Annotated in this window: 8 protein-coding genes; 6 read left to right on the plus strand and 2 right to left on the minus strand. The window is 64.6% G+C overall.

The window, feature by feature from the left end; all coding sequences use genetic code 11:
* Positions 1-38 precede the first annotated feature (38 nt).
* Entirely contained in the window at positions 39-1,091 is a 1,053-nt protein-coding gene (locus KA354_00325; protein MBP7933062.1) for a metallophosphoesterase, read from the plus strand.
* Positions 1,092-1,258: 167 nt separating this feature from the next.
* A complete protein-coding gene (locus tag KA354_00330) occupies positions 1,259-2,347 on the plus strand; it encodes a DUF2961 domain-containing protein (protein ID MBP7933063.1) in 1,089 nt (362 codons plus the stop codon).
* 173 nt (positions 2,348-2,520) lie between these two features.
* Here KA354_00330 and KA354_00335 read toward each other — a convergent pair whose 3' ends face one another.
* Complete coding sequence (locus tag KA354_00335) at positions 2,521-3,231, minus strand: cytidylate kinase-like family protein (GenBank protein MBP7933064.1); 711 nt, start codon at positions 3,229-3,231, stop codon at positions 2,521-2,523.
* Positions 3,232-3,371: 140 nt separating this feature from the next.
* Here KA354_00335 and KA354_00340 point away from each other — a divergent pair, with 140 nt between their 5' ends.
* The 4 genes from KA354_00340 to KA354_00355 all read left to right on the plus strand — a co-directional run bounded on the left by KA354_00340 (position 3,372) and on the right by KA354_00355 (position 8,886).
* Positions 3,372-4,214 (plus strand): queuosine precursor transporter, encoded by an 843-nt coding sequence (locus KA354_00340; GenBank protein MBP7933065.1) that lies wholly within the window; start codon positions 3,372-3,374, stop codon positions 4,212-4,214.
* Positions 4,215-4,630: 416 nt separating this feature from the next.
* Complete coding sequence (locus KA354_00345; protein MBP7933066.1) at positions 4,631-5,344, plus strand: PEP-CTERM sorting domain-containing protein; 714 nt, start codon at positions 4,631-4,633, stop codon at positions 5,342-5,344.
* Between the two features lie 411 nt (positions 5,345-5,755).
* On the plus strand, positions 5,756-6,523 hold the full coding sequence (locus KA354_00350) for a PEP-CTERM sorting domain-containing protein (GenBank protein MBP7933067.1): 768 nt from the start codon (positions 5,756-5,758) through the stop codon (positions 6,521-6,523).
* A gap of 359 nt (positions 6,524-6,882) precedes the next feature.
* The gene (locus tag KA354_00355; protein ID MBP7933068.1) at positions 6,883-8,886 is read left to right on the plus strand and encodes a cell surface protein; all 2,004 of its coding nucleotides are present in this window, start codon (positions 6,883-6,885) and stop codon (positions 8,884-8,886) included.
* A 23-nt stretch (positions 8,887-8,909) separates the two neighbouring features.
* Here the strand turns inward: KA354_00355 and KA354_00360 are convergent, their stop codons facing one another.
* The gene (locus KA354_00360; GenBank protein MBP7933069.1) at positions 8,910-11,432 is read right to left on the minus strand and encodes a hypothetical protein; all 2,523 of its coding nucleotides are present in this window, start codon (positions 11,430-11,432) and stop codon (positions 8,910-8,912) included.
* Between the last annotated feature and the right edge of the window lie 56 nt (positions 11,433-11,488).

Here is an 11,488-nt window from a genome sequence, read left to right on the forward strand (position 1 = left end):
GGCGATAAGGTATGCCGTCCGCCCGAGGAGCCAGGAGAATGCCCGGACAGACGCGGCTGAACAGGAGTACCCCGCACATGTGCCTGAAGATGGCCTTCGTTGCTCGTCCGGCTCGCGGCTGGCGCCGGCCCGGGAATTGGAAAGGGATTGCCCTCCTGGCAATACTCTATGCCTCTTGTTCCCGGCCGGTGAGCAGCCCACCCGTGGCCGAGGATATCCGCGAGCCCTTCACCATCGCAGTCCTGCCGGATACCCAGCATTACAGCCGCAAGTACCCGGACCGCTTCTACGCCCAGACTGCCTGGATACACGAACACGCCCGAACCGAGAACATCGTCTTCGCGACCCAACTGGGCGACATCGTGAACGACGGGGCCAAGGACATGAAGCAGTGGCAGGTGGCCGCCAACGCCATGTCCCTGCTGGACGGCGTCGTACCCTGGGGTGTGGCCATCGGCAATCACGATTTCGACAAGCCCAGCGATCGGTCCGACGGAGCATCCACCTTCATCAAGCACTTCGGCCCCGACCGGTTCAAGAACGCGCCCTGGTACGTCGGCGCCGCACCCAGCCAACTCAGCAGCTGCCAACTGTTCAGCGGTGCCGGCCGATCGTTCATCTTCCTACACCTGCAACTCGATGCCCCCAAGAAGGACCTCGCCTGGGCGGAGGAAATGCTCCGTCGCTACCCGGACCGGCCCGCAATCGTCAGTACCCACTCGTATCTCAAGGGCCGGGACGGCATCGCCCGCAATCCGGAGCCGGTCCTCAAACACGGCAACTCCGGAGAGGACCTCTGGAACAAGCTCATCCGCAAGAACCCCCAGATCTTCATGGTTCTCTGCGGCCACCAAGGGCGAACCGTACACTACCGGCAGATCTCGACCAACGACGCGGGCAAGCCCGTCCTCGAACTGCTGGCCGACTACCAGAGACAGCCTCTGGGAGGAGACGCCACCCTGCGCCTGCTTCGCTTCGAGCCGACGCGGCAGCGCATCCACGTCCGCACCTACTCGCCATTCCGCAACGCCTACGATCCCGACGACGACAGCGATTTCACCCTGCCCTGGTCGCCACCCGCCCCGCGATGAGCAGCCCGCGAGCGCGACCGCCGCCAACCTCGCCGCGGCAACCGATCTCCCGCGCCTCGCCCCACCCCCCCCTCGGCCGCTGACACCGCATTGCCGCCCTCCGCTGCCAGGCATAGAATCACCCCTCGGAATCGACCCCGTACTCGACAAGCGAAAAGGACCCTCGTATGGCGGCATTCAACGGCCTGGGCATGAACATGGGCACCCTCTCCTGGTGCTCACGGGCTCAAACCCGCTCGATCAGCCCGGAAAACTTCGCCGGCGAGAAGGGCAGAGGCGGCATGGCTGCCGAAGGCATCGCGGCCAAGGCGGCTCGCGATCTCGGCCGGACCTGGAAGATCTCACCGGCCATCACCATCGCTCCAGGCGAGTGCCGCGAACTCGCCAATATCTCCGGCCAAGGCGCAATCCAGCAGATCTGGATGACGCCAACCGGACACTGGCGGTTCAGCATCCTGCGGATCTACTGGGACGATCAGACCACCCCCTCGGTCGAATGCCCGGTGGGCGATTTCTTCGGTTGCGGCTGGAACAAGCACGCCCAGATCAGCTCTCTGCCGGTCTGTGTCAACCCGGGCAGCGCATTCAACTGCTACTGGGAAATGCCCTTCCGCAAACGCTGCCGGATCACCTTCACCAACATCGCCGAGCAGGAGATGACGCTGTTCTACCAGATCAACTACACCCTGACCGAGGTGCCCGAGCAGGCGGCCTACTTCCATGCCCAGTTCCGCCGAACTAACCCCCTGCCCTACAAGCAGGACTTCGTGATCCTCGACGGTGTCCGCGGCTGGGGCCAGTATGTCGGCACCTACATGGCCTGGGGTACCAACAACAACGGCTGGTGGGGCGAGGGCGAGATCAAGTTCTTCATGGATGGAGACGACGCCTACCCCACCATCTGTGGCACCGGAACCGAAGACTACTTCTGCGGCTCGTATTGCTTCACCGACGGCGAGGGCGGTAAGGGCACTTATCGCGAATTCACCACCCCTTACTCCGGCCTGCCCCAGGTCATCCGCCCGGACGGCACGTACCTCTCCCAGACCCGCTTCGGCATGTACCGCTGGCACATCGCTGACCCGATCCGCTTTGAGACCGAACTCCGGGTCACCCTGCAGGCCCTCGGCTGGCGAAGCGGCGGGCGATATCTGCCGTTGCAGGACGACATCGCCTCGGTAGCCTATTGGTACCAGACGCTGCCCACCACCCCGTTTCCACCACTGCCGGACAAGGACTACCTGGAAGTGATTTAGCGCCCCTCGTCACCCCATCCGTGTCTTCCGGCGTGGCCCCGGCAAGCACGCCTTGGGCGAGCCCCCCATCGTCGCCGCTTACCGTCCGGCCGGTGGGGGCCGAACGTCTTGCCCGACCTGCCGGCTCGGACACGAGAGGAGTGGCCGGCAATACCGGAGGACCTCCAATTCCGTCAATCGATGATCTTCCGCTCCTTCAACAGCGAGAGGATGACGTCGATCGCCTCACGACTCGACACCCGCTCGATGTTGATCAGCAAGTCGAACCGGGCGGGATCATTGATCTCCCTGTGGAAGTGCTTCTGGATGAACCTGGCTCTGGCCCGTTCAATGACGCCCACATCCCTGGCCGCGACCTTCAGGGTCAGTCCGTTCGCTCGTGCGAAGTTGGCGATCCGGTGCTCCAGCGAGGCGACGATCTTGACCCGCACCCCCTTGGTCGTCGGGAGTATCAGGTCCGAGGCCCGCCCGACAAAGACCGCCGGTCCCTTGCGAGCGAGGAAGAGAATCGTCTCGGTCAGGCGATGGAAGTAGTCCTCCCGCTTGAGGTCGCTGTGAAGGAAGGACCGCATCGCACTCTCGAACCAGTTCAGGTCCCGCTCGTCCATGGCCTTGTAGAGACGCGACCGGAGTTCGTCGTTGCCGGCCATTTCCGTGAGAATGTCGCGGTCGAACAGCGGCCAGTGGAGTCTTTTCGCCAGTTGTGCGGCCAGCTCGCCACCGCCTCCACCGACATTGTTGGCGACGGTCACGAAGTCGAACACGGTCGCGCCGGAACCGGAGGACCGTAAGGGCTGCTGGGACTGGGTGAGCTCCCAATTGCGAAGCTGCCGCTCCGCGAGCTTGGCCGCCGCCGGTTTCTGGGACGCAGGTTTCTCGATCATGGTCGACCTCCTTGCTGGAATTGCCGGAAAGAGCCAGTCCATTGCACCGTCGGATGCTTCGATCGGTCCGCCACGACCCGTCACAGCTTTGCCACGAACGGCACTCTCCATTCTATCACGGCGAGAGGAAACCAGGGAGTGTGCCCAAAACGCCCGCGAGTATAATCGGCCCGATGGGCTACAACGAGATCATCTTCCTGAGCCATCTGACGGTCGCCGGCGCGGTCCTGCTGGCCGCAGCCCGACTCGGACGAATGTGGGTCACGGGCCTGATCGTCACCTACACCCTGCTCATGAACATCACCGTGATGAAGAACATGACCATCCTCGGTATGCCCGTAACCGACGGCAACGTCCAATTCGCCACCGTCTTCCTGGCCAGCAACGTTCTCAACGAACACTACGGCCGGCCGGCCGCCAGGGAAGCAGTCTGGATCGCATTCTTCTGCGGCTTCGCGGCCGTGGCCATCATGCACTTCGATCTCTGGTACGCACCCAATGCCGACGATACCGCCCAGACGCACCTGGAGTACTTCTTCAACGTGTGGGCCTTCCCGCGCATCATGATCGTCTCAATGATCAGCTACCTGCTCTCCCAGTTGCTCGATGTCCAACTCTACCATCTTATACGCCGCCGCACCGGCCTGAAACTCATGTGGCTGCGTAGCAACGGTTCCACCTGGATCTCCCAGGCCTTTGACACCGTCTTCTTCACCACCGCCGCCCTGGTCGGCACAACAATCAACACCTGGCCGGACTGGGCGGGGGCCGTGGTTTTCGCCTACCTGGTCAAAATCCTGACCGCAGCCCTCAACACCCCTTTCCTCTACCTGACCACGTGGCGTCCACTCGTGCCCATCGGGTCCCAGCGCTCGCCCACGCCGGGCGGCTTGCCCGATTCACCCCCCGCATCCCTGGTTGTGCCGGTCGAATCGAAGCGAGCGGCTACCGCATCCGGCCAACCCGACCCGACCCAGCAGTGAAGAACCCGCCTGCACCCAAGCCGCAAAACGCCGCGGGGACCAGCGACACACCGCCCGGTCCAATAACGCTGGTATCAGGATCAAAGCACCATTGACGAATCCCGCCCCCACCAGGCCCATCTCCGCCCCGCACGCACCATCGGGCCACCCGCACACATTGGTCCCGAACATCGGGGCAGCCTTTTGTGACGGAAAACCGCCCCTCCGATTGACCGAGCGTATCGAGCGGGATAGTATATGTGACTGAGGGCGAGCAGGGCATCTGCATATCAATTGGCCTTGTGTCACCTTGCAGTTAGGAGGCGGGGAGGTCCCGTCTTGACGCTACCCAGTTTGGACAAAGCACAGGGGGTGCGTTTCGGCATAACGAGTCCGATCCGCAACCTGGGGAAGAGTGTTCTTTTGAGGAGGGTCTGATGAAGCGTATCACGGTCTCAATCACCATCGTTTTGGCTTGCGCCCTGGCAGCCCAGGCGGCGTTCATCGTGGAGCCGGCCGCGGGCGGCAAGGCTACTGCCAATTTCACCGGGACTGCCCGGTTCTCCGACACCAAGGGCTTGGCTGTGGGTTTGAGCGGGGTCAAATCCGCCTACGGCAGCACGGCAGCCCCACACACCTACGTGGTCTCCTATACCCCAGGCGTGGACGCGGACAACACCGTCTTGGCCCCCGGCACGCTGCTGGGTAAGCAGACCCTGGATCCTGCGGCCGCCCCTGCGGTTTCGCCCGTAAACGGAGACCTGCTCGCGTCCGGCCTGACTGGCGGTCAAACCGGCCTGTACAACGTCTACCTGACCTGGCCAGCCTCGACCAACGTCAGCACAACCGGCACGGCGATCACCGTGACCTACTCCCCCGCCCTTGATGGCGTTGGCGCGATCACGTTCAATCCCGTGATCCAGAATACCGGCAGCACCGGGACACCCGGCGGCAACGACAGCTGGTTGCTCGTGGCCTCCAATGTTCCCCTCGACGCGGGTACCAAGTACACGGTCACGCTGGCAGCCAATTCCACGGCCTGGACGTCGCAGCGGCTGGCCGGTGTGATGTGGGAAGCCGTTCCCGAGCCCGCCACCCTGGCCCTGCTCGGCATCGGCGGACTTGTCCTGCGTCGGCGCCAGACCGCCTGACGCATTGGATGAGGAGGCCGGCTCGGCTCCCCGGTCGGCCTGCAATCCTCTTCCAGCTCGTATCGACTCTGCCACCAAGCCTCCGGCCTGAATCGGGCCGGAGGCTCTCTTTTTCACCTCCACTGTACTACCTCCTGGACGAAATGACCATTGACATTTCTCGCCCCTGGACTTATTATGTAATTCGATCGCATCGGAGGAGGACGAGGGAGCCACTTCTGCGGTTTCCTTCTCTGCGAGCTGGGTGGGGCGCGAAGGATGAGCCTATGACTAGCGGTAACGCCTTTCCTGTTCGATGGGAAAGGCCCACAAGTGCATGTCGAGCCGGGTGCTGATTCAGTGCAACGGGTTGGTCGGGAAGGTCCTGGCCGCACGAGTCTGCTTGGCTTCAACTCATGAAGGAGTGTGGGAATGAAACGCAAGCTTCACATTCTGGCGACGGCCGCCGTGGTGCTGGCCATCGCAGGTGTCGTGGCCGACGCCGCCTCACTGAAGGTATCCCTTGGAACGCGGGAAACCAACAAGCCGGATGTCCCGATCGGCGGGGACGGCGGCGGATCCGGCGGCACCGGCATCGAGTGGGTCGCCCCGGTTGACTCCCTGGACCTGCCGATGGACGGCCAGTGGCGCCAGTACTCGTTCTCGATGAACGCATTCAACTCAACGTCCTTCACCGGGAACGGCAACGTGGACGGGACCGCCGGAGCGCTCGAGCATCTGCGGTTTGTCCCGGACGGCGTCTACGCCGGCCCCTACAAGATCTGGATTGACGATGTGGCCGAGACGCTCGCCACCGGCGCCGAGACGGTCATCACCAGCTTCGCCGGCTCCGCGGACGACGCTCAGGTCATGTTCCGGCAGCCCAGCTTCTCGGGATCGACCTCAGGCAACTTGCTCACACCGCCGAATTTCACCGGCGTGGACAACACCGTGGGGCACACGGACAACTCCTCCCTTCGGGTCGAGTTCCAGTTCAAAGGCGCCACGCCGCATGTTCCCGGCGTCGCCGGCGGACATTGGCTGCGCCTGACGACCAATGGGGCTCCATCGCTGCCGAATCCCAACCTCTATTACGGCGAAGGGAATGTCGTCACGGTATGGATGAAGGCCGTTCCCGAGCCCGCCACGCTTTCGCTGCTGGCCCTCGGCGCCCTCTTCATTCGTCGCCGTCGAGCCTGAGTGCACTCGGCGTTCGACTCGGTCATACACGCAGGTGGCTCGACCCTCGGGCCGGTCACCTGAAAGTGAGATGTATTCCAAGACTCGGCTTACGACGCCATCATGCGCCGTAAGCCGGGTCTTGTCTTATCTGCCTTCCACCCCATCATCACATCCGCCCATCGACCGCCGTCATGACTTGGCGCCTCACGTCAGACCTCACCCAAGCGCCGGCGGAAGCCCGTCTACCCTTTGACGCACACCCCGTTGCCCCGATAGAGTGGTAAGCGGATAGTCGGTGATCAGTCGCTTGCCGACAACGTGATTTCGTCCCTTGCCCGGGTACCGGCGATGGCCGGCAGCATGCCAAGGTGGAGATAATGGCGGGGAATCCGGAACGTCTTGCTCTAGCCGTGCTCACCTTCGTCACGCTGCTCAATCTGGCCGGAGCCGTCGAGGCGAGCCCCGCCGATCTCGCTCCGATCGCACTGACCGCGAACCGCAGCGGCACGTTCTTGTTCGTGGCCGAGGCTAACGCCCGCCAGGTCGCCGTCTTTGACCTGACCGCTCGGAATGTCCGACAGACCGTCGACACCTCCGGCCAACCCACCGGCCTGACCCTATCCCCGGACGAGCGATGCCTGTACGTCACCTGTGAGGGACCCGAAGGCATCATCGACGTGATCGATCCGACCACCGGCCGCAAGACTCGGCAGCTTCGCGCCGGCCACACGCCCATGGCCCCGCTCCTTAGCGCCGACGGCAAGCTGCTCTTTGTGTGCAGCCGTTTCCACAACAGCCTCCAGGTCGTTGATCTGGAGACCGGCCAAATCGCCGCCCAGATTCCCGTCCTGCGCGAGCCCGTCGCGGCCGTGCTCACCTTGAACGGCACGCGCCTACTGGTCGGCAACCACCTTCCGAATGGCCCGGCCGACGGGGCCTTCATGGCCGCCGCCGTATCGGTGATCGACGTCGGAACCCGGAACACCACCGGCCTCATCCAACTCCCCAACGGCAGCATGAGCCTGCGTGGCATGTGCCTCTCGCCGGATGGCAAGCAGGCCTACGTGACTCACTTACTGGCCCGCTATCAAGTGCCCACGACCCAGCTTGATCGCGGCTGGATGTCCACCAACGCCCTGAGCATCATCGATGTGGCCGAGGCCCGGCTGGTCAACACCGTTCTGCTGGATGACATCGACTTGGGAGCGGCCAATCCCTGGGGAGTCACCTGCACCGCCGACGGGCGATACCTCTGTGTCGCCCACGCCGGAACCCACGAGATCAGCATCATCGACCGGGCCGGCCTGCTCGATCGACTGGCCAGGCTCGCCGCGGGGGAACGCGTCTCCGAGGTCTCCGTCACCCCGGCGGATGTACCCGACGATCTCTCCTTCCTCACCGGCCTGCGCCGCCGGTTCCCGCTGGCCGGTAACGGACCGCGGGGCCTGATCGCCGTCGGCACGAGACTCTACGCCGCCGAGTACTTCAGCGACTCGCTGGGCGAAATCGACGTGAACACCATGGCCAAGGCCGGCTCGGGCGCGCCGCTCCGGAAATCCACGGATGCGACTCGAACGCCGCCCGGACCCGCCGATTCGCACCAGGCCGGCGCGCTCCGGGGCCTCTCCCTGGCCCTGAAAGCAACTGACGCGGACGGGCAGGTCAGGCAGGGTGGCCTGTGGTCGGCAGCCGTCAAGCGACTCGGCCGGAGTGATACGCCGCCGCCCGGGCAGGCCCACAGAGGCGAAATGCTCTTCAACGATGCCACGCTGAGTTTCCAGCATTGGCAGAGTTGCGCGAGTTGTCATCCCGACGGGCGAGCCGACGGGCCAAATTGGGATCTGCTCAACGACGGGATCGGCAATCCGAAGAACACCCGAAGCCTGCTGATGTCCCCCCACACGCCCCCGGTCATGTCCCTGGGTGTCCGCGCAAACACGAAGGTGGCGATCGCGGCCGGATTCCGCTTCATCCTCTTCACCGACCGCCCCAAGGAGGATGTCGACGCCGTCGACGACTATCTCCGCTCAATGAAGCCGGTCCCGAGTCCCTACCTGGCCGACGGCCGGCTGAGCCCTGCGGCCGAACGCGGGCGCCAGGTCTTCGCGTCGGCCGGCTGCGCAGATTGCCATCCGTCGCCGCTCTACACCAACAACCGGTCGTACAACGTGGGCACCGGCCTCGGGACCCAGAAGGACCGCCTCTTCGACACGCCCACCCTGCTCGAGGTCTGGCGAACCGCTCCGTACCTGCACGACGGGCGAGCCGCCACCATGGAAGAACTGTTCAAGAAACACAACCCCGACGACCGCCACGGCCGCACGTCGGGCTTGTCGCCCGAAGACCTCGCCGCCATGGTGGAGTACGTGCTGTCGTTGTGACCGCCCGCGACGCGCCCCCTGGCTCACATGCCCCGCATGCCCCCCATGCCTCGGATTCGCCGCTCATCCCGCTGGCGAACGGTCGGCCGTTCCTGGGCCGCAATCCACTCCGCGATGTTCCGTTGCTCCTCCTCCTGCATGCGCTTCCGCTTGGCCAGAAAGTGCCCGTACTTGGCTACCTCCTCGTCGGACCAGGCGTTGGCCTCGAGGTAGTCGCCGCAGAAGGGAACCAGCAGGTCGATCCAGCAGGCGATCTTGTCCCGTTCCTCGCGGGACAGCTGCACCCCGTTGTGCCCTTCCTCCAGCAGGGTCATCAGCCCGCTCCTGGCGGCTCCGGCCGAGTAAGGCGGCTGCATGGATGGCTCCGACTGGGCGCTGACCCAGTTCACCAGGTCGCTCGGCTGGCCCGCCCAGGTGTCCGCGCAATCCAGCGTGCTCTGCGGCTTGATCCGGGTCAGGGCCAGGTAAGACTCGGCCCACTTCCGCTTGGCGGTGGTATCCAGGATCTCGTCGCCACGCAGACTGAAGGCCCGCTTGGCCACGTCATCTGCGGCCGCCGAACCCTCAATGATACCACCTAAAACCTCTCCTCGCCAGGGCGACGGCGAGACCAGGTTGTGGCACCGGATGCAGTGACGGTCCAGAATGGGCTGGATCTCCTTGCGGTAACTGAAGCCCCGCGGCGGTCCATAGAAGCCCGTCAACCGCTCCAGGCCCGCCTTGATCGCCGCCGACGCGCCCGAAGCCCTCGCCCCAGCCACGGAGTTCTTCGACTCGTGGCAACCCACGCAGCCCAGCCGCTCGCCCGGCTGAAGCGTTGACCAGCTCCGCATCGTCTGAACCACGTACCCCCGGTCGTCCACCGCCTGAAAGTACACCGGCGTCCGCGCCGGAACGGCGAACATGGCCGAGCCGTCCTCGTGAACCCGGGCCTCGCCGAGCACCGTCTTGGTATCCCACGAGCCGTTACCGATCGATACCGGCGTGCAGACCAGCGCTTCGCCCGCCGGGCCCCGATTGCAGTTGTGGGCAATGCCCGCCGCACGGTACTCCAGCCCTACCACCCTCAACTTTTTCACCGTCCCCCGCGGAATACCGGCCAGACCCTGACCGGCATAAACATCCTGCAGGAAGAAAAAGCCCTCGGGGGCGCGATAATCCACGGCGCTCGGCCGCACGTGCGGCACCGGCCGAGCGACCAGCGGCACCGGCTGGTTGCAGGAGATCGCCCCATCCCAGGCCAGCAACTCGCGCCGGCCGTCCACGTCGATCCAGTAGATCGCAAAAGGCACATCCACCCCCGCCGGCTTGAAACCCACCAGGAACTCGGTCTCCCCGAGCGGATAGGGATACTGGAACTGGTCGCCATCCTGGCCATAGCCGTCCACCCGGACCGCTTCGGTCGCCCGGACCGGGGCGATCAACTGGGCCCCCGCGTTCTCCTGACGCCCCTTGGCCGGATCGAGAATGCCCAGCCAGCCCTTCTGAAGCGTGTGATGCCCGCTAAAGATGGCCACCATCCGACCGCTACCCTTCGATCCGCCCCCGGCGGCCGAAATCGCCCGGGCATGCAGGATCGAGGTCGGAAACCACGAGTTGTTCCCGTACACCTCGGTCTGACCCGTCCCGTCCGGATACATCTGGAACAGACCCTGCGGATAGATCTGCCCGCGGTCGTTGTAGTCCCAGCGGGTGTACAGGATCCGACCGTCCGGCGCAACCGTCGGATAGTTGTCGTGAACCTGGTCGAAGGTCAGCCGGCGGAGATACCGCCCGTCACGATCACAGGTGTACAGGTTGCTCACCTCGGTCCACCAGCAATCGACCGTCTGCACCCCGCGCGTCGAATTGAAGATGAGGTCGCCGTTCGGAGCGTAGACGCCCTCGTAGTCCGCGAAACCCAGCCCGAAGGTGAGCTGCCGGCTCTGGCCCTCGGCCAGATCCATCTCGTAAAGATGGTAGTCATCTTCCCGGTCCGACTTCTTCCAGGAGAACAGCACGCGGCGGCCGTCCCAGGAGACGTCCGGATCGCGAATGACACCCTCCGGCTCGTCGAGCAGCGTCTCAACCTCACCATATAGCCCCTTCATGGTGAGCAGGCAGAGACTCGAGCCGGGTACGAACTGCCGCTCGTTCTGGGCGTCCGACTGGCCCTCGGTATAGGCGTAGAAGGAGCCGCCGAGATCGCAGTGCTTGGTGAAGATGATCCGCGGCATCACGGCGAGCAGGGTCCTGAGTCGCCCTGAACGCCGCCGGGCACAGGCCTGGAGATAGAGTTCATCCCATCGCGGATCGCTCGCGGAAGCGCCGGCCAGACCCTCGAGGGCGGCCCGCAATACCGCGCCATCCGATCCGAGCTCGACCAGAACGGCCGCGATGGCCTCTCGCCGGGAGCGACCCGAATCGATCCCGTCCTGCCGCCGCCAGTCGGCCGCGACCTCGGCAGGCGCCGCCTCCACAGCCAGGGATCCCCGAACCCCGGAGATCGCCCCGGCCGCCAGCAGGAACACCAAAACCCCAGTGAAACGCCGCCGGATTGAACCCATGGATGAACCCGCCAGCCGTGTACCCCTCAGAAAGCTCAAACACCTCCATCATAACG

It is taken from the genome of Phycisphaerae bacterium (assembly GCA_018003015.1).
In the GTDB taxonomy this organism is placed as follows: domain Bacteria; phylum Planctomycetota; class Phycisphaerae; order UBA1845; family PWPN01; genus JAGNEZ01.

Excerpts from the sequence above, each read along its gene's own strand:
- KA354_00325 (MBP7933062.1), top strand. The coding sequence starts at position 39 with ATGCCCGGACAGACGCGGCTGAACAGGAGTACCCCGCACATGTGCCTG.
- KA354_00330 (MBP7933063.1), top strand. The coding sequence starts at position 1,259 with ATGGCGGCATTCAACGGCCTGGGCATGAACATGGGCACCCTCTCCTGG.
- KA354_00335 (MBP7933064.1), bottom strand. The coding sequence starts at position 3,231 with ATGATCGAGAAACCTGCGTCCCAGAAACCGGCGGCGGCCAAGCTCGCG.
- KA354_00345 (MBP7933066.1), top strand. The coding sequence starts at position 4,631 with ATGAAGCGTATCACGGTCTCAATCACCATCGTTTTGGCTTGCGCCCTG.
- KA354_00350 (MBP7933067.1), top strand. The coding sequence starts at position 5,756 with ATGAAACGCAAGCTTCACATTCTGGCGACGGCCGCCGTGGTGCTGGCC.
- KA354_00355 (MBP7933068.1), top strand. The coding sequence starts at position 6,883 with ATGGCGGGGAATCCGGAACGTCTTGCTCTAGCCGTGCTCACCTTCGTC.
- KA354_00360 (MBP7933069.1), bottom strand. The coding sequence starts at position 11,432 with ATGGGTTCAATCCGGCGGCGTTTCACTGGGGTTTTGGTGTTCCTGCTG.